Genomic DNA, 22,490 nt, shown 5'->3' with positions numbered 1-22,490 from the left:
TAGCAAGATGTGCGGAATTATAGGATATGTAGGAACACGGGACGCTGCCCCCATATTAGTAGAGTCATTGAAAAAACTTGAATACAGAGGTTATGACTCTGCAGGCATAACACTACTAAATGAAAATATAACTACATACAAGACCATAGGCAGAATAAAAGATCTTGAAAAAATACTTAAGGACAACATAAAAGGAAACATCGGTATCGGACACACTCGCTGGGCCACACATGGAGTACCAAGTACAGTCAACTCCCACCCACACAACTCAGGCGATATATCCGTAGTCCATAATGGGATCATTGAAAATTACCTGAACATAAAAGAACAATTACAAAAAGAAGGATATAAGTTCCTCTCTGAAACTGACACAGAGGTCATTGCACATCTGATGCATTCAAAATTATATGGCAGTGCAAAAAATACCGAAAAGACATGCGACCTATTCACTGCGCTTCAACAGACATTAAAAGAATTAGAAGGATCATATGCCATCACCACCGTTTGTAGCAGTGAACCTGATACCATGCTGGCAGCCAGAAAAGATAGCCCTCTGATAATAGGCATAGGTGATGGTGAATACTACGCAGCATCTGACGTTACAGCTTTTCTAAGTCACACAAAAAAGGTCGTTTTTGTGGATGATCTGAACCTCGTTAAAATGCAGCCAATTGGAGTTGAATTTTACGACATCGATGGAAAGTTGATAGAAAAAGAAACAACTACCATCGAATGGGATATCGAAGCAGCAGAAAAAGCAGGCTATGACCACTTCATGCTTAAAGAGATACACGAGCAAGCGACTTCAGTGCACGACACGTTCGCAGGAAAGCTGTCCGAACTTGACGGTTCGGTCAATCTGGAAGAATTGAACATATCCGACGAAGAGATCAGGAATATTGACAGGATAGAGATAATTGCCTGCGGTACATCATGGAATGCAGGACTCTTAGGAAAATACTTTTTTGAGAACTTTGCCGGAATACACACTGATGTAGACATCGCCTCAGAGTTCCGATACGGCAATCCAATAATGAGAAAAAATGTCATCTCAATTGCCATAACACAATCCGGTGAAACAGCAGATACACTTGCAGCCGTCAAAAGCTGCAAAGCCTACGGTTGTAGTTCCATTGCCATCACCAATGTTGTTGGCAGCAGCATAACAAGAGTTGTAGACAGCGTCCTATATACAAGAGCAGGGCCAGAGATAGGGGTTGCCGCCACAAAGACGTTCACAGCCCAGCTTATAGTGCTTTACTTACTTTCCATACGCTTTGCAAGAGCCAGAGGAACTATCAACACAAATGAAGCGAAGGACCTGCTGATAGAACTTAAAAGGATTCCGGGAAAGATACAGAAGATATTGAACCGCAAAGCAGAGATTCGCGAATGTGCTGAGATCTTCGCAGAAGAGAGGGATTATTTCTTTGTTGGAAGAAATGTGAATTATCCAGTTGCACTGGAAGGTGCACTAAAGCTCAAAGAGATATCATACATACATGCCGAAGGCTTTGCCGGCGGAGAATTAAAGCACGGACCACTGGCCCTTCTTGATGAGGGAACCCCTGTTGTCGCAATTGCTACAAAGGGGCATGTCTATGACAAGATATTGAGCAACATAAAGGAAGTAAAGGCAAGAGAAGCCAGGGTCATTGCCGTAGCCGAAAAAGGTGATACTGAGATAGAGAAATATGTTGACCATGTGCTGCGCATTCCACCGACACATGAGATGCTTGCACCAATACTGTCATCCGTTGTACTGCAATTGCTTGCGTATTATACCGCCCTTGCAAGAGACTGCTCAATTGACAAACCGAAGAACCTTGCAAAAAGCGTAACTGTCGAATAAGAAAAAGTGGAGCTATCATATGAAATTATTCGGATCATCCGGAATAAGAGGAATTACCAATAAGGAAGTCACACCGGACCTTGCCCTGAAGGTAGGTCTTGCACTCGGTAAGACAAAAAGGAGTGCAGTTGTAGGCCGTGACCCGCGCATTGCAGGAGAGATGATGGAACATGCCATCATTTCAGGCCTTCTTTCAGCAGGCTGTGATGTCGTACGGATCGGAATGGTCAGTACACCAACCCTTGCATATGCAACAAAGGACTACGATTGCGGAGTAATGATAACTGCATCCCATAATCCCGCAGAATATGTAGGAATAAAGTTATGGAATCCTGATGGCATGGCCTTTGATTCTAACCAGCAGGAAGAGATAGAGGACTGTATAGAGAAAGAAGATTTCGAACCTGTCAGTTGGGACAAGATAGGCAATGTATCAGAAGATGCGAATGCTATCCGCCAACACACCAACATGATACTGCAGAATGTCAAACGATCATCAAAACGTGTTATCATTGACTGCGGATGCGGTGCAGGTAGCACGATAACTCCATATGTGCTTCGTAAAATGGGCTGTGAGGTCATCACCCTTAATTCCCAACCTGACGGTTACTTCCCGGCACGCAATCCCGAACCCAACGATGCGAACCTTACACTGCTCAAAACAGCCGTAAAAGAATTCGGTGCAGACATTGGTATTGCACAGGACGGCGATGCAGACAGGATGATGGCGATCGACGAGAATGGACAGTTCATAACCGGTGATGAGATGCTTGCACTGTTTGCCAGACATGAATGCAGTGATGCTGCGAAAATTGTAGTACCGGTCGATACCTCGATGATGGTGGACGATTCCATGCCCGGCTCAACTGTCATTCGTACAAGGGTCGGTGATGTCTACGTTGCAGAAGAGATCAAAAAATGCAACGCAGATATTGGAGGAGAACCTTCCGGAAGCTGGATCTTCCCGAAGATATCCTATTGCCCGGATGGGATATTCGCTTCTGCAAAGATAATGGAGCTTATAGAGAGCAGAACATTGTCAGAGCTTAAAGAAGAATTACCCCATTATCCAACATATCGAGGCACAGTGAAATGTGACAACGAAAGGAAAGCGCATGTTATGGAAGTTGTCCATTCAAAACTCGATAAATGCGGGAATATATCTGACATCGATGGAATACGCGTGGAAATGGATAACGGATGGGTTCTTGTGAGACCTTCAGGGACAGAACCGAAGATAAGGATCACAGCCGAAGCAAGAGAAGGTGCTGATAGATTGTTCAGCATGGCAGAGAACATTATCAAGGAGGCACTTAATTGAAAGCTGTCATACTTGCAGCGGGAGAAGGCACCCGAATGCGCCCTTTGACATCATCCATTCCAAAGGTCATGCTTCCTGTCGCCAACAAGCCCATGTTAGAGCATATAGTGGATTCTGCCATCGAAGCAGGAATTGACGGATTCGTTTTTATCACAGGATACCACGAGGAAGCTATCAAGGAATATTTTGGAAATGGCAATAAATGGAATGTTACCATTGACCATGTCCATCAGGAAGAGCAACTTGGCACTGCAAATGCTATCGGATATGCAAAAGGTCATGTAAAAGATAAGTTCATAGTCCTCAACGGTGATGTTCTGGTCAGTTCCGACCACATCAAGCACATGATAGAAAGGGAAGAGGATGCAGTCATTACTGTAAAACGTGTGGATAACCCATCTGAATTCGGCGTTATTGAAACTGATGGAAATAAGGTCATCAATATCATAGAAAAACCAGAGTTTCCACCAACAGACCTTGCAAATGCCGGAATCTATCTTTTCAGCGAAACTATCTTCGACCTTATCAAACAGACGACATTGTCACCAAGAGACGAATACGAGATCACCGACTCACTCCAGATGCTCATCAATAGTGATTCAGATGTCGGATATGAGATACTGGAAGAGGAATGGATAGATATCGGAAGACCCTGGGATATGCTGGATGCGAACGCCATCCTGTTGAGCCGAACGGAGCCTTCCGTAAAAGGAGTCATTGAGCCGAATGCCACCCTTATTGGGGATGTGAGTGTTGGAAGAGGTACTCTGATACGCAATGGTGCATACATCATCGGACCGGTGATCATCGGAAATGACTGTGATATCGGACCGAATTGTTTCATACGACCATCAACTGCCATTGGAAATGATGTGCATATTGGAAATGCCGTTGAAGTGAAGAACAGCATAATAATGGATGGTACGAAAATAGGACACCTCACGTATCTGGGGGACAGTATTATAGGTCGAAAGTGTAATTTCGGTGCCGGAACTAAAGTTGCCAATCTGCGCCATGATGGTAAGAACATCAAGGTGACCATTAAAGGCAAACGGACGGATTCAGGAAGAAGGAAACTTGGGGTTATAATGGGTGATGACGTTCACACAGGAATAAATTCCAGTATCAACGTTGGAACTGTTATGGAAAGTGGAAGTTATACCGGACCCGGAGAGGTCGTTCGATAACACCGGGATTTTGTTGTTCATTAGAGATTTAAGGTTGTACATACGGGTGATATGATTGATAGAAATGCAAAAAATAAGCGAACTTGCAGAGCAGATAGCAGACATTATAGAAGAATACAGCCATGCACGTGTCATTTCCCATAACGATGCTGACGGAATATCATCTGCTGCTATCATCTGCCAGGCGCTCCTCAGAAAGAACATACCATATCACCTTACGATCGTAAGCCGGCTCGAAGACAGTGTTGCCGAGATGATCAATGAGACAACTAACGAAGGAGATATCGTTATCTTCTGTGACATGGGCAGCGGTCAACCAGATATCATTGGAAAGGTACTGCACGATACAATTGTCATCGACCACCATAAACCGGTCGGAGATTCACCTGCCAAGGCCATGATAAATCCGCATATGTTCGGCATCGATGGTGCTGTCCACCTATGCGGAGCTACGACTACATATCTAGTAGCAAAGGGGCTTGATCATGAAAATGTAGACCTTGCCGGCATTGCAATTGCAGGCGCAGTTGGGGATAAGCAGCTTTTTGAAACGGCGAACAAGATAATACTGGACGAGGCTGTGGAAGCCGGAGTCATTTCCATCAAGAAGGGATTGAAAGTAGGCAGTGGGGACATTGCTGATATACTGGAAAACACACCCGAGCCTTATCTTGACATCACAGGAGATCGTGAAAAGATAGACAGTTTCCTTGACATGCTCGAGATACATGGCGACATCGATTCAATGGACAATGATAAACTGCAAAAGCTGATATCGACCATTGTATTGAAGCTTACAAAAAGAGCAAGTCCTGAAGCTATCGATGCTGCTGTGGGTGATGTTTATGTTCTGAACAATGAAGTTGTGAAGAACGTCTATGACCTTGTTGCCATAATGAACACTTGTGGAAAACAGAAGGTTCCAGGACTTGCACTTTCCCTTTGCATGAGAGATGATTCCACCCTTGAAGAAGCAAAGGAGATGACCACCCAGAGCCAGAAAGCAATTGTCAACGATATAAATAAAGCTGAGGGACTGTTGCAAAAGGGGAAGAGTATCTACTACCTGATAGGTGATGACCTCGAGTCCACAGGGATGATAGCAAGCACTGTCATACGATACATCCATCCCGATATGCCTTTTGTTGCCATTAACAAGGTGGAAGGTAAAGTGAAGATATCGTCAAGAGGGACAAGAGAACTTGTCAGCAAAGGACTTGACCTTGCATATGCCATGCGAACAGCGGCTGATGCGGTTGGCGGGCAAGGTGGCGGACACAATATCGCATCCGGAGCTTCTGTAGAGCCGGAAAAGATAGAGGAGTTCATTGCCCTTGTAGATGACATCGTTGCTGAACAGCTTTCCTGATGTGAGAACATGATAATATCCACTACCCTTGAGTTTATCAGTACTGATGCACCCAGCATCGCTGAAAAGGTCGCCCTTTCATTGAAACCGGACAATCTCTCGAACATGGAAACTGAGATTGGAGATGGAAAAGCTGTTATTACGATCAGGACCGAGAAGATATCATCCCTGATAGCAACTGTTGATGATCTGTTGATGAACGCAAAGATAGCTGAAGATGTGATATGTGAGATAGAGGACAAAGAATGAAAAACGAATGGACAACATTAGAAGATGTGGAGAAGGACATCCTTGATTGTACAGCATGCCCTCTTTCTGAAACGGTCATTAACAAGGTCGTACGCAAGGGTTCGGATGAGCCGAAACTGCTTTTCATAGGTGAAGCTCCGGGAAAGAACGAAGACAAAACAGGCGTGCCTTTCTGTGGTCGTGCAGGGAAGATACTGGATGATCTTATTGAATATATGGGACTTGAAAGCTCTGACTGGGCTGTCATCAATACTATCAAGTGCAGGCCACCAAATAACCGCAATCCCAACAAAAAGGAGCTGGATTGCTGTAAACCTTTCCTGACCAGGCAGATTCAACTGCTTGACCCGAACCTTATAGTCCTGCTTGGGAACACTGCAGAGAAAGCATTTTGTAGTGGCCATAAGATGGAATGGGGAGCTGTTGAGATGCTTGAAGGCAAGAACGTGCTCAAGATATTCCACCCGGCTGCATTGATATATACAAAGTCAAGAACGGAAGACCAGCATAGATTCCTTGATGAGAATCGCCATCTCTGGGAAAATGAATGATCATATTCATTCTGGTACCCACCTGCTTTTGTTGGAAAAATTATTAAATCTAAAGCCTATTTCATAACTGTTCGTTTTAGCGAACAATCCAATTAATTAGACCACTATTTGCTAATTATCAGAGATACTATGATAGTGGCCCATCTTATCACGGTCAGTTTCAAGAGGAAAAATGCATGGAACTTAAATTCAATCTTAAAGGAGCATTCAAAACCAGTGCCGACCCGACCGGTGCAAAGGAAGTTATTGCCCAGTATTTTGATGAGGCAAACAATACCATCCTTAAAAAAGGAGCACCTGAAGGGCAGGGAGCGAAGATCACACAGTGGGATATTGTGGACGGAAGTATCGAGCTCACCATTGAATCCGGAAGGTATGTCAGGGCACACGATGCCATCATACGCCTGAGAAAGCCACTTGCTGCCAAACTTGGAAAGGATTTCCGTATCGGCATTCGCGGTGTCGATGTCAAGGAGTTTACGATATCAATGCCTGCGGAAGGGGAAATTGGGAATATGAACATCCCTCACGTAAGCAATATATCAAAAGTAGAGGGCGGTCTTATTCTGGAGCTGGATGTTGGAGAATCCGAGCTTGAGAGACGTATTCCTGACAGGATACTGACCCTTATGGAAGAGAAGGTCAGGGCAAAGGATTATGGCGGCAAGGCGGAACACTGGCAGATCCTCTGGGAAAGTGACAAGAAGGAACACACGTTCGCCGGAGACCCTACCCAAGAAATGATGAAACATGGATGGATCAAGCGGGGTGCAAGCCGTGGTCAATGGATACACGGCCCGCAGTCCACAAAGATGTTCAGGACATTTGAGAAGATAGTCTATGACGAGCTTCTTGAACCTCTCGGATACAGGGAAATGATCTTCCCGAAACTTGTCCCATGGGAGGTCTGGCAGAAATCCGGACATGCAAAGGGGGTTTACCCTGAGATATACTATGTGTGCCCTCCAAAGACAAGGGACCCTGCGTACTGGGAAGAGGTATCCGACCATTACAAGGTCACACATGAAGTGCCTACCGAGCTCATCAAATCAAAGATCGGAGATCCTATCGGCGGACTGTGTTATGCACAGTGCCCACCGTTCTGGATGTATCTGCAGGGAGAGACCATACCTACCGATGAGTTCCCAATAAAGGTCTTTGACAAGTCCGGAACATCACACCGCTACGAGAGTGGCGGAATTCACGGCATGGAACGTGTGGACGAGTTCCACCGTGTCGAGGTAGTATGGCTCGGTACCAAGGAACAGGTCATTGAGACAGCCAAGAAGTTACATGAGAGATACATGCACATATTCAATGAGATACTTGACCTCGAGTGGAGAAAGGCCTGGGTAACCCCATGGTTCATGGCACAGGAAGGGCTTACAGGTCTTTCTGAGCAGGGTGAGGCAGGCACAACCGACTATGAGGCACCACTGCCATACAGAGGAGATGATGGAGAATGGCTGGAGTTCCAGAACGTCAGTATCAATGGCAATAAGTATCCATCAGGTTTCAATGTGAAATCCCAGACCGGTGAAGAACTGTGGTCTGGTTGTTCAGGTGTAGGACTTGAACGCTGGGCATCCGCGTTCTTTGCACAGAAGGGACTAGACCCCGAAAACTGGCCAGAGGAGTTCAGAAAAAGGGTAGGAGAGGTACCAAAGGGAATTCGCTTCCTGTGATATCCCTTTCATGTACCGATTTATTTATATATAGACGCCTACAGTATAGGCACGCTATTAATTAACCTATCAAACGGGAATTTTACCGGTCAGAATCACGAACATCACATCTTCGTTCGATCAGGGAATTGGTCGAACACATAAATAATAATCACAGAGGAGGAATTACTTGGCTAAAAAGAGAGTACAAAGGAAATTGGATAAGTGGAAATTAAAACAGTGGTATAACATCGTAGCACCAAAGTTCATTGGTAGCAACCACATCGGTTTAACTCCAACTGACGATCCAGAAAGCCTTATTGGTCGTATTGTAGAAACCACCGTTGGCGAACTTACCAACGATTTCTCAAAACACAACATAAAACTTAAGATGGAGATCGACAACGTCACAGGCGATGTTGCAAACACAAGGTTCATCGGTCACGAGATCACAACCGACTACCTCCGTTCCATTGTAAAACGCCAGACATCCAGGATCGACACTAACCTTAATGTCAAGACAAAGGATGGCTACAAGATCAGGGTTAAACCTATATGCTTCACTGTAAAGAGAGCAAGGACAAGCCAGATCAAGGCACTCAGGGACATCATGACCGAAACAACAGCAAAGCGCGCATCTGAACTCGATTTCGAGCAGTTTGTCGAAGAGGCTATTGTCGGTAAACTTTCCGCAAACATCTACAGGAAAGCAAAGTCCATTTACCCACTCAGAAGAGTAGAGATCAGGAAGACCGAAGTTCAGGTAGTTCCTCCACATCGCATGGCAGCCGCATCTATTACACCTGTTGAACCAGTTGTAACTGAAGCACCTGTTGAAGAAGTTGTAGCTGAAGCACCTGTTGAAGCAGTCGAAGCAGTTGCACCTGAAAAACCTACTGAAGAGTGATCTTTAAAATGAATTTGGTGGCCTTTCGGTCACCGCTTTAACCTTTTTTGACTTCTTATAACTTATTTCAATTCGGACACATCAGATCAATAGAATGATGATCCAGAAAATGCATCCGAAAACTGCTGTAGCGTAAGCTTTTTTCAGGAAAGAGAATAACATTTGACGCTCTTCTAGCTTTTCCATAATAACATTCTGGAATTTCACAATTGAAATGATAGCTGAGAATATTAAGACCTTTATCCCAATTGTAAACGTCGTTGATCCTGCAACCGTTTCCAAACCTAAGAGCTGCTGCTCAAAATGTGACCCGAAAATAGAAACAAAAGGAAGGAACCAGCCAATAATACCAAAAATGAATGCAGCAACCCTAAGCTTTACACCATAATACCTTTTCCACCTGTTCCAATCCATACTACCACTCAAAATTAAAAACCAAGAGACCGGAAAGGCCGGCCTCATTCATACACTTTGAACTTCACTTGTGGGTGAAATAAGCGACAACGCCATCATCCACAGAATCGATACGACAGAAGCCAAATCTTTCGAACTGGACAACATTGTCAAGTTCATCCACGATCTGCTTTTCACCTATACCGATAAATTCACCTTGTGGCGCAAGTACTTTCACAGGAATACCATCATCAGGTACCCAGTGGATTATACGCATCTTGTTGCTCTTTGCATCTTCCATTGAATCGCCGATACATTTACATTTCAAAGGTGACACAGAAGTGATCTCTATATTATACAGATCTTTCATACGCAACATATCGCCCACTTCAGCAGACTCGACATCGCTCTTGCATACCAGCAACTTTGAACCGATATCAATGCAGCGCACTCCCCTATCCTCAGAAGGATGAAGGGATGGATTCACAGTGCAACATACCGCATCCTCGACCTCAAGCTCCACAGGGTCCCACACAAAGAAGTACCTGTTAGCAATAGTGTCGATGATCTTCCTGTTCTCCGCATAGAGGGTATCCATGCTGAGACTGACATCAGTCTCGCCAACGCCCATATCGATCATGAACTTACGAATAGCTTCAGGCTTGATACCCCTTCTTCTAAGAGCACGAAGCGTAGGCAACCTTGGATCATCCCAACCGGAGTATTCGCCATCCTCGATGGACTGGCGCAAACCACTTGTGCTGAACTTACCGAACTCATGCATTTTCACACGACCCCAGTGAGTTGTCTTTGGATATTCCCAGCCCAGATAATTATAGATATAGCCCTGACGTTTTTCACTGTCCATCAGGTCCTTACCACGGATAATATGGGTCATACCAAGCACATGGTCCTCAATTGCACCCTCGAAATCAAGTAATGGCCATACGACATATTTATCGTCAACTTCAGGACGAGGATGAGCTGTCTTCACTATCCTGAAAGCACCAAAATCACGCATAGCAGGATCCTTATGTTCGATATCGGTCTTTATCCTCACAACCGCAGCCTTCTCCTCATATTCGCCTGCAAGCATCTTGTCCCAGTGCTCAAGATTTACTTCCGGTGCATGGTCCCTATGAGGACATGGCTTCTTAGCATCCTTGAACTTCTTGAAATCGCCACCATCACAGAAACACACGTAAGCGTGACCCATCTCGAGGAGCTGTCTCGCATATTCATAATAGACCTCCATATTGTCAGAAGCGATGACCACCTCATCCGGTTTTGCATCAAGCCATTCGCAATCCTCGAGGTACCAGTCATATGCTTCAAGCATAGGACGCTTGGTCTGAGGATCTGTGTCATCAAATCTAATGATGAACTTGCCACCATACCTCTTGACATATTCCGAATTCACAACGATACCACGGGTACTACCAAGAGTTGGTGGTCCATTCGGATTCGGTGCAAAACGCATTACAACACTCTCACCCTCCTTGACATCCAGAGGCTTAAGCCCTTTATCAGGCTCCTTTTTCGTGTTCAGTTCCTCAATAAGTTCAGGCGCTATCACCTCAAGTCTTGCCTGCCATTCTTCAGGCCCCTCTTTCATGACCTCATCAAGGACATGCTGAATAACAGGACCAACCTCTTTTGAAAGAGGACGAAGATGAGGACATGAACCCATGACCTTTCCCATAACAGCCCCAAGTTGAGGTGCTTTTCCATATTTAACAGCGTTTTGAAGCGCAAATTTCTCAATAGTAATCTTATCTTCATCACTTAAGGTCATCTAAATACCCTCATAGGATCAAATGAATTGTAGAACATAATAAATTATAATTAAAAACAAAGATAGATCAGAACTTAAACCCGATCTGCCTTATCTGTGTTAGCTTCTCCAGTATATTACCTATATTATCCTCGAACTTCCCAATGAAATCTTCTGCAAGATCTCCGGCAGTAGCACCATGAGATGATGGCTTTATGAGATGTTCCTGTTCAAGGACACGCAAAGAATATCTTACCTTATGCGTAGGCATCCCTGTCTCTTCAGCAAGTTTCAATATACCTATAGGCCCCTTCTCAATGACCTTTTTAAGAACAAGCAAATGTCGTTCAGTAAGCTCAAGTTCTCTGTTGATCTGGTCAAATAGCATTATATTACCTCATTCGCCAAAGTGCCTATACCTTCGATCTCCACCTCAACAACGTCCCCGCGCAGTAATTCCCCCACACCTGGAGGAGTACCGGTAGAAATAACGTCACCTACCTCTAATGTCATTATATCTGATATAAACTCTATCAGATGCGGCATGTCAAATATGAGGTTCGAAGTACTGGAATCCTGTCGTACTTCGCCATTCACCCTGCATTTAATAGAAACATCACTGGGATCGAAGTCCTCTTCCGGAACAATGAACGGACCCAGAGGAGCAAAAGTATCAAAGCTCTTTGCACGTGTCCACTGCCCATCTTTCTGCTGCAGGTCCCGAGCAGTCACATCATTAAAGCATGTATACCCCGCAATGACATCACCTGCATCCTCGTGATCGATGTTCCTGCACCTCTTCCCAATAACGACTGCAAGCTCCGCTTCATAGTCCACACGCTGGCTCATTGCAGGATAAACTATTTTATCACCAGACCCTATGACCGAAGAAGGTGGCTTCATGAATATGACAGGCTCGGTAGGAACATCCATGCCAAGTTCGATAGCATGGTCAATATAGTTCAGACCAATGCAGACTATCTTAGAAGGTTTAGCAGGTGGAAGCAAAGCAAGCTCGGACATCTCAAAAGTTCCGCCATCGTGAGATAGGGAAGTCACAAGATTCCCATCACTGCTCAGTTCACCGTAGAAAATATACTCATCGTGTTTAAATCGACCCATCATAATTGCACATTCTCTGTTCTAATTGTACTAAAGAACAGAATTGTAGTATAAAATATTTATCAGCCAATGCCTTACAAAAATATTATGATCCGCCTGGTTCCCATAGATCATCATAACAAATTTATAATCAATATATACATATATTCCATCAGATGAGTGAAAAGGGGAACGAATTCGGGTTACTCTATGGCGGAAGGAACTATGATATTTTTGCCACATTGCTGGGATTCGGACATTCATACTACGAAAAAGCAGCAGGTGAACTACCTCTTGAAAAAGGAATGAATGTACTCGACCTTGGGTGTGGTACAGCATCCCTTGACATAGAGATAGAGAAAAAGGCAGAGCACACCTGTAAAGTGTATGGAATTGACCTTTCCGACACACAACTGAAATATGCTCATTCAAAAACAAAGGGAATGGAAGAGGAGATATCGTTCTACAAAGGAACGATGGATGAACTCCCTTTCAAGAATGATGCTTTCGACATAGTGGTAACAAGCGTAGCATTCTGCGAAACCGATGAGGAAGTCAGAAGAGGATCCATAAAAGAAACCTCAAGGGTGCTAAGAAATGGAGGATATTTTGTCCTTATCGACTGTGCCCGACCGAGAATGGCACTCACCAGTGTAATGTTGCTGCCATTCTTCATGCTCAAAACAAATGAAGATAACTGGAACAATACATATGTTGAAATATGTAAAAATAACGGCCTTGTGCTTGATAAGGAAGCCGATCTGAAATCCTACATACGCTGCCAGCGATTCAAAAAAGAATAAGGGATTTAAGCCGCAGGTCCTTCCCGCGACATTTCAATGTCACCCTCAGAGGAGGGTTCGATATCTTTCTTGTATACGATCGTCCTATAAGGGAACGGAATTTCAATACCTTCAGCATCAAACCTCTTTTTGATGGATTCCCGAAGATCACAACCCGTAGAATATGCAATAGACCTATCTCGAACCCATACATAAAGTCTGAGATTTACTGCAAAATCTCCCAGTTCGGTTAAAAGAACAGATATCTCATCTCCTCTTTTTGCATGATAGTTATGTGGCAGGATAGATTCATAAGACATTACATTTTTGTGTTTACTTGCCTCATCGATCATGATACTTCTTGCAAGATCAATATTGGAATCATAGCTAATACCGATGTCAACAGTCCAGTTGACCGTTGGATCATCGATGGACCAGTTGATTATCGCTTCATCACTGATTATGTGATTAGGAATATTCAAACGCCTGTTATCCCAGGTCTTTATCTTAGTATAACCAAGGGTTATGTCAGTGACCTTCCCATATTCACCATGAATTGTCAACAGATCACCTACGCGGAAAGGTCTGAACGTCGCAAGAGCAACACCCGCAATGATATTCGAGAGAGTGTTCTGAGCAGCCATACCAACGACAATTCCCGCAAATCCAGCACCCGCAAAAAGGGCTATGGACAGGTCACGAAGACTTTCAATATTAAAAATGATCACAAGGAAACCGGAGAAATACACCATCGCCACTATTATTCGTCGTACAAGCCCATAGGTCGTTTCATCGATCTTCATTTTTTTACTGGCAAACTGAAAATATGCTTTTAAGAGCCTATCTGCCATTTTCGCTGAAACGAAAGTTAATATGACTATCAAAAAAACGAACAATATAGTAGCAATATCCCAGGATAGCCATGAAGGAATAATGTCCAGAATTTCCATATTAATTATTTATGCAGAACTAATATAGATATTTAGTCATTCAAGAATCAATTACATAATACCATAAAGATAAACGAGACTGAAAAGTACAGTTACACCCAGAATAAGAACACTGATGGTGAATACAATGAACACCCTCTGTAACCTCGCTTCGTCTTCTGTCAGTGGACGAATGTTCTTTACATGTTTTTTCTCAAGCACGTAACCCATCGCAGTACCAAAGCCTATCCCAAGTGCCGGACCAATAGCAATGCCTATCGCGACATTCCCTAGATATATTCCGATAGCAATACCTAAAGGCATCCCAAGCAAAAGACCAAAAGCTATACCCATGCCAAACCAATAACATTTAGGGTACATGCCACCATTTGCTGCGTCGGTCATTCTTTTCTTTACAACATGAACCAAGAAGATACTAAGTACACATAGAACAAAAGCAAGGAATACTGCGGCTAAAACAAGGCTCATATGTTAAGGATTGCAGGAACTTTATTTAAATATTTGCAGTAAGCTGAGTTCAACAATTTCAGCAACATCATCAGAAGTTGCACATTCAATAAAAGGCCACGTATTCAGATATCCACGTAGATCTTACCGCCTTCAACTTTTGTAGCATAAGATATCTGGTCATTACATTTGCCGGAAAATGCCTGCACAAAAAAACCCGCTTTTTTTTGATCTTACCCGATGTCACATCATATTCGCACTTGTGACGAGGACAGATCACTGTGTTATCCTTAAGCTTACCATCCACAAGTTTACCACCCATGTGATTACAGATAGCATCGATGGCATAGAACTTGCCACCAAGATTTGCTACCAGGATCTTATTGTCACCTGAATCGAAACTGCGCATTTCCCCATCCGGCACATCATCGGAACTGCATAGCTCTGTATATCCGGTCATTTAAACTTCCCCATATAGTGTTGGCCACGTTTGCATAAAAATATTAGTATTACGTATGCTCCGACCAAGAAAGGACATTCAAATGAAATTAATATAAAACCCAAGAGTTACAACCTAAATTATTTAAGTGTGTATTAATAACTTTTATATGGGAGCTTTTGTAAGGAGGTTGTGGGATTGAAACAAAAAATTAACCGTTCTGAAGAAGAATGGAAAAAATTACTGACGCCTGAACAGTATGCCATCCTCAGGGAAAAGAAGACCGAAATACCATTTACAGGCGAGCTGTTACGCAACGATACACTAGGTGTATATAGTTGTGCAGCTTGTGGCCAGGAGATCTTCAGTTCAAAGAATAAATTTGACTCCAGCTCAGGTTGGCCAAGTTTCTATGAAATGATCTCCAGTGATCGTGTGGAACTAGTTCTCGATGATAGCTATTTTATGAAAAGGATCGAGATCCAATGTTCACGATGTGGAAGCCATCTTGGACATGTTTTCGATGACAGCCCTCAACCTACCGGAAAAAGATATTGTATAAATTCGGCATCATTGGGCTTTACAGAGGGCTCAGAGAAGGAAGAGGAAGAAAAGAACGATCAATGAGGGGATTCGAAAATGGAAAGAGCAATATTTGCAGCAGGATGCTTTTGGGGCGTTGAAGCTGCATTCAGCAAAGTCGAAGGCGTGATCTCAACAAAAGTAGGATACACCGGTGGCACATTGAAAGACCCGACTTATAAGGATGTTTCCACGGGATTGACGGGGCATGCTGAATCCATAGAGATCTTCTTTGATGAATCGGTCATCACATACGGGGAACTGCTAGAGGAATTCTGGAATACACATGACCCTACGACAAAGGACAGGCAGGGACCTGACCATGGATCACAGTACAGATCAGCCATATTTTACCATAACGATGCTCAAAGGGAAGCTGCCCTCAAATCCAGGGAGCAGCAGGAACGTTCTGGAAAGTATGATAGTGGCATTAAGACAGAGATAGTAGAAGCATCTGAATTCTACCCTGCAGAAGACTATCATCAGAAGTATTTCCAGAAACTTCAGTTCAAACGATGATACAAAAAATAAGAGGAAAATAAGGAAAAGCAAGACAAATAAGGGAGTTTACCGGTAATTCCGGTATTCCCCCATTCAAAAGAGGCTGCTATAAGATGAAACCCTCATGAGGACCATAAGTGCAATGGACCCGGCCAGTGTAGCAAAGAACAATCCGTTGCCATCGATGTTTAAGCCGCTGGTTCTCCATTCAAAGAGCTTCTCTTCTTCTTCCATCATCGAACCTGTGTAATATGTGTCCATATATGTATTCCTCCTTGTTGGTGTAGTGCAATTTGTCACGATTAATGATTGCACACATCTATAACGATTAATCAGTTATAAGTGTTTCGTCGAATGTTTCCAAAGACCACATCAAACACAAAATAATTGATATGTACGTAAATTTACACTTATTTAGGGATTGGAAAAGCCCGATATTTTAAAGATCCCTGAGAGGAAAAACAGCAAAACAAAAGAACAAATCCTGAAATTGCGGATTTGAAGAGATATGTTATGAGGAGCGTTAAAAATGAATAATAAGATATTGAACCAAAATTCTTGTTGTGACAGAAGCTCGAAGGATGATATCGGTTGCTGCGAGAAGAAGACGTATGCCCAATATGCGATGATCAAGGAGAACATGTGAGATCAATTACCGTAAAGCATCTTGTGAAAAAAGAGAAGATGGAAGATATTATTGATGAAAATTATCTGCTCTGTATGAACGAAGACTGCGAGGTTGCATATTTCACGGAAACAGGAGCGAAATTCAAAACCAGTGATCTGAAAGTACCGATCTGGTTCAAAAAGGGTGCTGATCCGAAGTATGCGTGCTATTGCAATGAGATCACTGAAGAACAGGTCATTGAAACTGTTGTTAACGCCGGCACCGATAACATGAAAGATGTTATGACAGCCATCAAAGGTGAAGTAAGGTCACAATGTAAGGTTAAGAATCCACTCGGAAAATGCTGTACACAAGCCTTTAATGAAGCCATAGGAAAAGGATTGGAGATCAGGAACAGTTGAGAGTGTGATATGGGAAAATCAGATGACAAAAAAGAAAAGTGACATCAAGAAGATATCAAATAGACAGCAATTCCCATCATAAAATTCAAAGTCCAGCATACTGCCACAATATCCATGTGAACCTTCTTTTTGAACCTCCATCTGTTGGCCACAAAAAGAATTATGAAGATTAGAACTATTGCGCCGAGAAGCCGGTGCAGACCAAGTATGATTTCATATTCGGGCAGCCTAAAGCCCAGACTGATAGAATAGAACATATACAATACCGTAGGGACCATAACATATACCGCAAGGGAAGCTGCCCTCCCATGTTCCTTGAGACCCACTTTTTTAAGAGTTATCGCATACAGAAGCATTACAAAAGCTATCACTTGAAGAGTAAGTGACAGATCAGCAAGTACCGAGATTACAGATATCAATAGATTACCCCCAATTATTTATTACATAGTAAGATGGGAGTAGAAATTATTTATCTGTTGCCACAGGTCACTGCTTTCCAGAATTATATCCATCTGGCATGATCAATATATGAAAATAGTCATAAGTAGATTCCTAGTGTATCATGCCAGCTTGTCACTGAGATTTAATCCCAGAACACCGACCATGACGATGAATATGGAAACCATCTTTATGGTGGTGGCAGGCTCTTTGAAATAATATATCCCTATCAAGGTCATGGATGCTGTCCCCACCCCGGACCAGATGGCATAGGCAAGGCTTACATCGATGTTCTTCAAGGCGAATGGGAAAATACTGAAACTTGTGCCATAGAACACGAATATCATCAGAGATGCCGGGATGTTCGAATAGCCATTGGATATTTTCATGCAGACGGTACCGCATATCTCAAAAAAGATGGATATTGCCAGAAGTGAATAGCTCATATTAATTTCCCGGATCACAAGATATAACTGGTATTTATGAAAGCTATTTACAGATAAACATAATGACCATGAAAAGATATATTGTTCTTGACATGAGCAACGATAAATGAATGGTATGGAACCATCATAAATAGTTAGCTCTAATAAATGACACACATAAGGAGATAATAAAAATGCCAGAAGACCCCCTTCAGATAATAGCAGATAATGACCCGGAATTCGTCAACCTTTTGGACGAGACCCTTCATAACGCATTCCCGGAAAATGGAATACCTTACAAGTACAAGCTCCTGATGGCATTGTCCCTCGATGCATCAAAGGGTGCTGTTAACGGAGTGCGCTCTCTTGCATTGCAGGCATTGGATGCCGGTGCTACAAAGGAAGAGATCATGCAGACCATCAGGATCACACAGTACATATGTGGGATCGGCAGTGTTTACGTAGCTGCTAATGCCCTCCAGGATGTTCTCTAAATTATAACAAATATCTGCACATGAGTTGTCCAGAAATTTATAAATACAGAGCTTTACAAAGTTAAAGAGGATTGTAAAGATCAAATTTGGGGGACTTATGCATGGCAGATGTAAAAAATAAAGTAGCTGAAAATGTAGAAGGGGCTTATTACGTGGATGATCAGTGTATCACTTGTCAGAGATGTATAGATGAAGCTCCAAATAATTTCAAGATGAATGACAACGGTTCGAGTGCTTTTGTATTCAAGCAGCCGGAGAATGATACTGAAAAAAAGAATTGCGAAGATGCCATGGACTCCTGTCCTGCAGAAGCGATCGGAAATGATGGATAAGTGCATAACTTATTTTTTAAAGCATCTTTTTTCCTTTTTCCATTCTTTTTTTGAAATATTGAAGTTCCATACCTTAGAATACCACCACTTACAAAAACGGTGCTAGTGAGCAGCACTTCCTTTTTGCCCCACATGACGTATTCAAAAAACTCAAATAGATTGCAAACTGTTATTTCTATATGAGTTTGATCTATGAGGACCTGGTAAAATCGCTCGATTCCAAACAACAGGCATATGTGGATCTGGAACTACCGGATCCGACCAATGGGGAATACCTTCTCGGAGTATTTCACTTGATACCGGGTGGAGATCTGAACGTACTGCAAGCGGCTGCGGAGATCGCTGCAGAATCATCAACTGGAACAAATATCAAAGTAAATACGGAGACCGCATTTTCCAGAACGATGAACGCTCTGGTCTATCAGCTTGATCTGGAAAGAGAGCTGGTATGGATAGCTTATCCGTGGAGACTTTTTGACAGGGGAGGAAATGTCCAGAACATACTGACCTACATTGTCGGTAACATCCTCGGAATGAAAGAGATCCAGGCATTGAAGCTGATGGATGTATGGTTCCCGCCATCCATGCTGGAACAGTATGACGGTCCGAGCTATACTGTGGACGATATGCGAAAATACCTTGATGTTTATGACAGGCCGATCCTCGGAACCATAGTCAAGCCAAAGATGGGACTTACATCAGCGGAATATGCGGAAGTTTGTTACGATTTCTGGGTAGGCGGAGGAGATTTTGTCAAGAATGACGAGCCTCAGGCAAATCAGGATTTCTGCCCGTATGAAAAGATGGTCGCTCATGTGAAAGAGGCCATGGACAAGGCTGTGAAAGAAACCGGCAAGAAGAAAGTCCACTCATTCAATGTTTCTGCTGCTGATTTCGACACCATGATCGAACGGTGTGAGATGATCACCAATGCAGGATTCGAGCCCGGAAGCTATGCATTCCTGATAGACGGCATTACAGCCGGATGGATGGCTGTACAGACCATCAGAAGACGATATCCCGATGTGTTCCTGCACTTCCACAGAGCTGCCCACGGAGCTTTTACAAGACCTGAGAACCCCATCGGTTTTTCAGTACTGGTGCTTTCAAAGTTCGCACGCCTTGCCGGTGCTTCAGGGATACACACCGGAACAGCCGGTGTCGGAAAGATGAAAGGTACACCTGCGGAAGATGTTGTTGCCGCCCACGGTATCCAGTATCTGAAGTCACCGGGACACTTCTTCGAACAGACATGGTCAAAGATCATGGATACCGACAAGGATGCCATCAACCTTGTCAATGAGGACCTTGCTCACCACGTCATCCTCGAAGACGATAGCTGGAGAGCCATGAAGAAATGCTGCCCCATAGTTTCCGGCGGCCTTAACCCTGTGAAACTGAAACCCTTCATAGATGTAATGGAGAATGTCGATTTCATCACTACCATGGGTTCAGGCGTACACTCCCACCCCGGAGGCACACAGTCAGGTGCAAAGGCACTTGTCCAAGCATGTGATGCATACCTTCAGGGAGTGGACATTGCAAAATATGCCAAGGACCATAAGGAACTGGCAGAAGCTATCGAGTTCTATTTGAATAGATAATTGTACGAAAAGGATCTCTACACGGATATCTGAATCTGTAGAGATCAAACCTTTTTTATTCAGATATTTAAGAATCCAGTAGCTTCTGCCATCTCGAACTTTTTATGGAATGGCAAAGCTGATCATTTTTTAAAAGTAGTGCGGGAGGTGCGATTCGAACGCACGAACTCCTACGAGACAGGGTCCTAAGCCCTATTCAGAGGGCTACATAACATTGATATCCTTAGAAACTAACTAACATGTATGAAACATAGACCAGACACAACTGGAAACAATGAACTAATACTGAAAAATATGAAGAATCCCTTCAACTTAATGGGTTCAAAGAATCAACAGTAAATACTAAATTATGGAAAGTATACACTTTTTTGAAATACTACAACGATAAACCGGTCGATGATATCTCAAAAGATGATATACAGAGTTATATCTTACATAGGCGTGAGAATAGAAAGCCTAAGACGGTGCATAACGATATCGTTGATTTACGGTTGTTCTTTAAGTGGCTAAAACCAGATAATGATTTCTTCGAAGGCGTAAAAACCAAACCACAAAAGAACCGTTTACCAGTCTCAGAGTTGATAAGACAAGACGATATAACGCAGTTACTTACAGCGTGTGATAATCAGAGAGACAGGGGACTCGTAATGACTTTGTGGGATTCTGCTGCAAGGATAGGGGAATTGTTAGCATTGAACATAAGGAATGTAGAGTTTGATCGTTATGGCGCGGTCATCATTGTAAATGGAAAAACCGGAATGAGAAGACTCAGGTTGGTTGATGCAGTACCCGATTTACAATTATGGGTCAACCAGCACCCACAAAGAGAGAACCCAGATGCACCTTTATTTGTGACAGCACGTAAATACGAAGATGCTCCCCGACGTTTAGATGTGCGAACAGTTCAGAATTTAATAAATACGCTTTCCGATCATGCAGGTATCAAGAAAAATGTTCATCCTCACGCATTCCGACACGGAAGGTTAACCGAACTCGTCAAACGTGGATTCCGGGAATCTGAATTAAGGATCATTGCCGGATGGGAAGATGATAGCAAAATGCCAGCCGTATATATTCACATGTCGGGTGATGATGTAGAGAAGAAAATGCTGGCAAGTTATGGCATCATTGAAGATGAGGAAGAGCACAGAGAAGAGCACCTTAAACCCATTGAATGCCCCCGATGCAAGACAAAAAACCCTTATGATAGCAAATATTGCAGCACTTGTAGCATGATTCTTGATATGAAAACAGCGTTAGACGATGATGCCGCAATGGCCTTGATGATGAAAAGGGCAGAAGCAGATCCGAATATCTTACTGGAGGCTCTAAAAACAGGAATGCAGCAGATGAAGAATTAAACTTCATCTTTCCTCCGAACATTTCACAATAATTGATTACACACTTTGCCAAATCCAATGGAATCCATGGTAGTGAAGCCAATACCAAAGGTATAAAGTTTACATCCATGCGCATAACAAACAGGTTTTGTCACACAGGGTTCATTGAATAAACAGTTTGATCTTCACACTTTTTTAAAATATCCCCCATTTTGCTATAGTCTTCTAAAAATGCAGTCGATAGTGACGAAGGTATCTTATCAGTGAATAAATCGGATTCAAAAAGTTTATTGAAAAGATACATTAAATAGTGATCATTTTGATTTTTCGCACCCGTTTTCTTTAACTTTTTCATTTTTTGACGCACACAGTTCATTATTTCAGCATATATTGCTTCAGCACCGTTTGATCTAGTGTTATGAAGAGTTGCTATTATAGCTGATTTGTAAAGAGCATCAACATTATTATAACCAAAATCCACCAGATCCATACGTCCACCAATGGACACGAGTTTTTCATTCAATTCATCAGATAGAATTAGTTTTAGAGATGTTTGACTATATTTCAACACTAAACTTAAGAATTCACGACCTTGATTAATTAATTTGGCATTGTTAACTAAACATAGCTAACTCTTTATTTCTGTACTTCATCAAAAGAAGAACAGAGTACTTCAGCATTTCAAGACTCTTAGTATAACACTTTGACTTTCTTCTCAATCTTGCCAGAAAGTGCCTAATTATGCTGTTATATCCTTCA

Annotated in this window: 27 protein-coding genes and 2 pseudogenes; 17 read left to right on the top strand and 12 right to left on the bottom strand. The window is 42.9% G+C overall.

Annotated elements, in window-relative coordinates:
- Positions 1 to 7: 7 nt before the first annotated feature.
- From glmS to KDK67_RS08935, 8 genes are all read left to right on the top strand, one after another.
- The gene (glmS, locus tag KDK67_RS08970) at positions 8 to 1,852 is read left to right on the top strand and encodes a glutamine--fructose-6-phosphate transaminase (isomerizing) (protein ID WP_250868452.1); all 1,845 of its coding nucleotides are present in this window, start codon (positions 8 to 10) and stop codon (positions 1,850 to 1,852) included.
- Positions 1,853 to 1,871: 19 nt separating this feature from the next.
- The gene (glmM, locus tag KDK67_RS08965) at positions 1,872 to 3,173 is read left to right on the top strand and encodes a phosphoglucosamine mutase (RefSeq protein WP_250868451.1); all 1,302 of its coding nucleotides are present in this window, start codon (positions 1,872 to 1,874) and stop codon (positions 3,171 to 3,173) included.
- Positions 3,170 to 4,360: a bifunctional sugar-1-phosphate nucleotidylyltransferase/acetyltransferase gene (gene glmU, locus KDK67_RS08960; RefSeq protein ID WP_250868450.1), complete on the top strand. Its 1,191-nt coding sequence runs from the start codon at positions 3,170 to 3,172 to the stop codon at positions 4,358 to 4,360. Before glmM ends, glmU begins: the two co-directional genes overlap by 4 nt.
- A 55-nt stretch (positions 4,361 to 4,415) precedes the next feature.
- Positions 4,416 to 5,729: a RecJ family nuclease gene (gene recJ, locus KDK67_RS08955; protein WP_250868449.1), complete on the top strand. Its 1,314-nt coding sequence runs from the start codon at positions 4,416 to 4,418 to the stop codon at positions 5,727 to 5,729.
- 9 nt (positions 5,730 to 5,738) lie between these two features.
- The gene (locus KDK67_RS08950; RefSeq protein WP_250868448.1) at positions 5,739 to 5,978 is read left to right on the top strand and encodes a KEOPS complex subunit Pcc1; all 240 of its coding nucleotides are present in this window, start codon (positions 5,739 to 5,741) and stop codon (positions 5,976 to 5,978) included.
- Positions 5,975 to 6,529: a uracil-DNA glycosylase gene (locus KDK67_RS08945; RefSeq protein ID WP_250868447.1), complete on the top strand. Its 555-nt coding sequence runs from the start codon at positions 5,975 to 5,977 to the stop codon at positions 6,527 to 6,529. Before KDK67_RS08950 ends, KDK67_RS08945 begins: the two co-directional genes overlap by 4 nt.
- 176 nt (positions 6,530 to 6,705) lie before the next feature.
- Positions 6,706 to 8,214, top strand: coding sequence for a serine--tRNA ligase (locus KDK67_RS08940; RefSeq protein ID WP_250868446.1), 1,509 nt, complete (start codon positions 6,706 to 6,708; stop codon positions 8,212 to 8,214).
- 169 nt (positions 8,215 to 8,383) lie between these two features.
- A complete protein-coding gene (locus KDK67_RS08935; RefSeq protein ID WP_420846936.1) occupies positions 8,384 to 9,100 on the top strand; it encodes a 30S ribosomal protein S3ae in 717 nt (238 codons plus the stop codon).
- Between the two features lie 81 nt (positions 9,101 to 9,181).
- Here KDK67_RS08935 and KDK67_RS08930 read toward each other — a convergent pair whose 3' ends face one another.
- The 4 genes from KDK67_RS08930 to KDK67_RS08915 all read right to left on the bottom strand — a co-directional run bounded on the left by KDK67_RS08930 (position 9,182) and on the right by KDK67_RS08915 (position 12,392).
- A complete protein-coding gene (locus KDK67_RS08930; RefSeq protein ID WP_250868445.1) occupies positions 9,182 to 9,514 on the bottom strand; it encodes a hypothetical protein in 333 nt (110 codons plus the stop codon).
- Positions 9,515 to 9,578: 64 nt separating this feature from the next.
- Complete coding sequence (locus KDK67_RS08925; RefSeq protein WP_250868444.1) at positions 9,579 to 11,288, bottom strand: glutamate--tRNA ligase; 1,710 nt, start codon at positions 11,286 to 11,288, stop codon at positions 9,579 to 9,581.
- Positions 11,289 to 11,355: 67 nt separating this feature from the next.
- Entirely contained in the window at positions 11,356 to 11,655 is a 300-nt protein-coding gene (locus KDK67_RS08920; protein ID WP_250868443.1) for a hypothetical protein, read from the bottom strand.
- The gene (locus KDK67_RS08915; RefSeq protein ID WP_250868442.1) at positions 11,655 to 12,392 is read right to left on the bottom strand and encodes a fumarylacetoacetate hydrolase family protein; all 738 of its coding nucleotides are present in this window, start codon (positions 12,390 to 12,392) and stop codon (positions 11,655 to 11,657) included. Before KDK67_RS08915 ends, KDK67_RS08920 begins: the two co-directional genes overlap by 1 nt.
- A 152-nt stretch (positions 12,393 to 12,544) precedes the next feature.
- On the opposite strand from KDK67_RS08915, the gene KDK67_RS08910 reads away from it, so the two are divergent.
- Positions 12,545 to 13,171, top strand: coding sequence for a class I SAM-dependent methyltransferase (locus KDK67_RS08910; protein ID WP_250868441.1), 627 nt, complete (start codon positions 12,545 to 12,547; stop codon positions 13,169 to 13,171).
- A 5-nt stretch (positions 13,172 to 13,176) separates the two neighbouring features.
- Here KDK67_RS08910 and KDK67_RS08905 read toward each other — a convergent pair whose 3' ends face one another.
- The 3 genes from KDK67_RS08905 to KDK67_RS08895 form a co-directional block, all read right to left on the bottom strand.
- Positions 13,177 to 14,100: a mechanosensitive ion channel family protein gene (locus KDK67_RS08905; RefSeq protein ID WP_250868440.1), complete on the bottom strand. Its 924-nt coding sequence runs from the start codon at positions 14,098 to 14,100 to the stop codon at positions 13,177 to 13,179.
- 51 nt (positions 14,101 to 14,151) lie between these two features.
- Complete coding sequence (locus KDK67_RS08900; RefSeq protein ID WP_250868439.1) at positions 14,152 to 14,568, bottom strand: hypothetical protein; 417 nt, start codon at positions 14,566 to 14,568, stop codon at positions 14,152 to 14,154.
- Positions 14,569 to 14,653: 85 nt separating this feature from the next.
- Positions 14,654 to 15,007 (bottom strand): Rieske (2Fe-2S) protein, encoded by a 354-nt coding sequence (locus KDK67_RS08895; protein WP_250868438.1) that lies wholly within the window; start codon positions 15,005 to 15,007, stop codon positions 14,654 to 14,656.
- Positions 15,008 to 15,184: 177 nt separating this feature from the next.
- On the opposite strand from KDK67_RS08895, the gene msrB reads away from it, so the two are divergent.
- Together msrB and msrA are read left to right on the top strand one after the other, a co-directional pair.
- Positions 15,185 to 15,613, top strand: a complete 429-nt coding sequence (gene msrB, locus KDK67_RS08890) for a peptide-methionine (R)-S-oxide reductase MsrB (protein ID WP_250868437.1) — start codon at positions 15,185 to 15,187, stop codon at positions 15,611 to 15,613.
- Positions 15,614 to 15,625: 12 nt separating this feature from the next.
- The gene (gene msrA, locus KDK67_RS08885) at positions 15,626 to 16,087 is read left to right on the top strand and encodes a peptide-methionine (S)-S-oxide reductase MsrA (protein WP_250868436.1); all 462 of its coding nucleotides are present in this window, start codon (positions 15,626 to 15,628) and stop codon (positions 16,085 to 16,087) included.
- A gap of 75 nt (positions 16,088 to 16,162) precedes the next feature.
- Here the strand turns inward: msrA and KDK67_RS08880 are convergent, their stop codons facing one another.
- A complete protein-coding gene (locus tag KDK67_RS08880; RefSeq protein WP_172368414.1) occupies positions 16,163 to 16,330 on the bottom strand; it encodes a hypothetical protein in 168 nt (55 codons plus the stop codon).
- Between the two features lie 381 nt (positions 16,331 to 16,711).
- On the opposite strand from KDK67_RS08880, the gene KDK67_RS08875 reads away from it, so the two are divergent.
- Positions 16,712 to 17,098, top strand: a complete 387-nt coding sequence (locus KDK67_RS08875; protein WP_250868435.1) for a (2Fe-2S)-binding protein — start codon at positions 16,712 to 16,714, stop codon at positions 17,096 to 17,098.
- Between the two features lie 44 nt (positions 17,099 to 17,142).
- Here the strand turns inward: KDK67_RS08875 and KDK67_RS08870 are convergent, their stop codons facing one another.
- Both KDK67_RS08870 and KDK67_RS08865 read right to left on the bottom strand, forming a co-directional pair.
- Entirely contained in the window at positions 17,143 to 17,517 is a 375-nt protein-coding gene (locus tag KDK67_RS08870) for a hypothetical protein (protein ID WP_250868434.1), read from the bottom strand.
- 141 nt (positions 17,518 to 17,658) lie between these two features.
- Positions 17,659 to 17,982 (bottom strand): DMT family transporter, encoded by a 324-nt coding sequence (locus KDK67_RS08865; protein ID WP_250868433.1) that lies wholly within the window; start codon positions 17,980 to 17,982, stop codon positions 17,659 to 17,661.
- A gap of 173 nt (positions 17,983 to 18,155) precedes the next feature.
- Between KDK67_RS08865 and KDK67_RS08860 the strand changes: the two genes are divergently transcribed.
- The 5 genes and pseudogenes from KDK67_RS08860 (at position 18,156) to KDK67_RS08845 (ending at position 21,752) form a co-directional block, all read left to right on the top strand.
- On the top strand, positions 18,156 to 18,455 hold the full coding sequence (locus KDK67_RS08860) for a carboxymuconolactone decarboxylase family protein (protein ID WP_250868432.1): 300 nt from the start codon (positions 18,156 to 18,158) through the stop codon (positions 18,453 to 18,455).
- A gap of 101 nt (positions 18,456 to 18,556) precedes the next feature.
- A complete protein-coding gene (locus KDK67_RS08855) occupies positions 18,557 to 18,787 on the top strand; it encodes a ferredoxin (protein ID WP_250868431.1) in 231 nt (76 codons plus the stop codon).
- A 179-nt stretch (positions 18,788 to 18,966) separates the two neighbouring features.
- On the top strand, positions 18,967 to 20,391 hold the full coding sequence (locus tag KDK67_RS08850; protein WP_250868430.1) for a ribulose-bisphosphate carboxylase: 1,425 nt from the start codon (positions 18,967 to 18,969) through the stop codon (positions 20,389 to 20,391).
- Positions 20,392 to 20,738: 347 nt separating this feature from the next.
- Positions 20,739 to 20,843: pseudogene (locus KDK67_RS14565) on the top strand (hypothetical protein); the annotation flags it as partial.
- 12 nt (positions 20,844 to 20,855) lie between these two features.
- Positions 20,856 to 21,752: a tyrosine-type recombinase/integrase gene (locus tag KDK67_RS08845; RefSeq protein WP_250868461.1), complete on the top strand. Its 897-nt coding sequence runs from the start codon at positions 20,856 to 20,858 to the stop codon at positions 21,750 to 21,752.
- Between the two features lie 130 nt (positions 21,753 to 21,882).
- Here the strand turns inward: KDK67_RS08845 and KDK67_RS08840 are convergent, their stop codons facing one another.
- Positions 21,883 to 22,221, bottom strand: coding sequence for a hypothetical protein (locus tag KDK67_RS08840; protein ID WP_250868429.1), 339 nt, complete (start codon positions 22,219 to 22,221; stop codon positions 21,883 to 21,885).
- A gap of 124 nt (positions 22,222 to 22,345) precedes the next feature.
- A pseudogene (locus KDK67_RS08835) lies at positions 22,346 to 22,490 on the bottom strand (IS1 family transposase); the annotation flags it as partial.

The sequence above is a fragment of the Methanococcoides seepicolus genome, assembly GCF_023684405.1.
Classification (GTDB): Archaea; Halobacteriota; Methanosarcinia; order Methanosarcinales; family Methanosarcinaceae; genus Methanococcoides; species Methanococcoides seepicolus.
Note: the sequence above shows the minus strand (reverse complement) of the source record. Positions and strands in the feature narration are given on the sequence as shown.

Bases quoted from the DNA above. Each gene is read 5' to 3' on its own strand.
- glmS (WP_250868452.1), top strand. From the start codon at position 8: ATGTGCGGAATTATAGGATATGTAGGAACACGGGACGCTGCCCCCATA.
- glmM (WP_250868451.1), top strand. From the start codon at position 1,872: ATGAAATTATTCGGATCATCCGGAATAAGAGGAATTACCAATAAGGAA.
- KDK67_RS08950 (WP_250868448.1), top strand. From the start codon at position 5,739: ATGATAATATCCACTACCCTTGAGTTTATCAGTACTGATGCACCCAGC.
- KDK67_RS08945 (WP_250868447.1), top strand. From the start codon at position 5,975: ATGAAAAACGAATGGACAACATTAGAAGATGTGGAGAAGGACATCCTT.
- KDK67_RS08940 (WP_250868446.1), top strand. From the start codon at position 6,706: ATGGAACTTAAATTCAATCTTAAAGGAGCATTCAAAACCAGTGCCGAC.
- KDK67_RS08930 (WP_250868445.1), bottom strand. From the start codon at position 9,514: ATGGATTGGAACAGGTGGAAAAGGTATTATGGTGTAAAGCTTAGGGTT.
- KDK67_RS08925 (WP_250868444.1), bottom strand. From the start codon at position 11,288: ATGACCTTAAGTGATGAAGATAAGATTACTATTGAGAAATTTGCGCTT.
- KDK67_RS08920 (WP_250868443.1), bottom strand. From the start codon at position 11,655: ATGCTATTTGACCAGATCAACAGAGAACTTGAGCTTACTGAACGACAT.
- KDK67_RS08915 (WP_250868442.1), bottom strand. From the start codon at position 12,392: ATGATGGGTCGATTTAAACACGATGAGTATATTTTCTACGGTGAACTG.
- KDK67_RS08910 (WP_250868441.1), top strand. From the start codon at position 12,545: ATGAGTGAAAAGGGGAACGAATTCGGGTTACTCTATGGCGGAAGGAAC.
- KDK67_RS08905 (WP_250868440.1), bottom strand. From the start codon at position 14,100: ATGGAAATTCTGGACATTATTCCTTCATGGCTATCCTGGGATATTGCT.
- KDK67_RS08900 (WP_250868439.1), bottom strand. From the start codon at position 14,568: ATGAGCCTTGTTTTAGCCGCAGTATTCCTTGCTTTTGTTCTATGTGTA.
- KDK67_RS08895 (WP_250868438.1), bottom strand. From the start codon at position 15,007: ATGACCGGATATACAGAGCTATGCAGTTCCGATGATGTGCCGGATGGG.
- msrA (WP_250868436.1), top strand. From the start codon at position 15,626: ATGGAAAGAGCAATATTTGCAGCAGGATGCTTTTGGGGCGTTGAAGCT.
- KDK67_RS08880 (WP_172368414.1), bottom strand. From the start codon at position 16,330: ATGGACACATATTACACAGGTTCGATGATGGAAGAAGAAGAGAAGCTC.
- KDK67_RS08865 (WP_250868433.1), bottom strand. From the start codon at position 17,982: ATGAGCTATTCACTTCTGGCAATATCCATCTTTTTTGAGATATGCGGT.
- KDK67_RS08860 (WP_250868432.1), top strand. From the start codon at position 18,156: ATGCCAGAAGACCCCCTTCAGATAATAGCAGATAATGACCCGGAATTC.
- KDK67_RS08855 (WP_250868431.1), top strand. From the start codon at position 18,557: ATGGCAGATGTAAAAAATAAAGTAGCTGAAAATGTAGAAGGGGCTTAT.
- KDK67_RS08850 (WP_250868430.1), top strand. From the start codon at position 18,967: ATGAGTTTGATCTATGAGGACCTGGTAAAATCGCTCGATTCCAAACAA.
- KDK67_RS08840 (WP_250868429.1), bottom strand. From the start codon at position 22,221: ATGGATCTGGTGGATTTTGGTTATAATAATGTTGATGCTCTTTACAAA.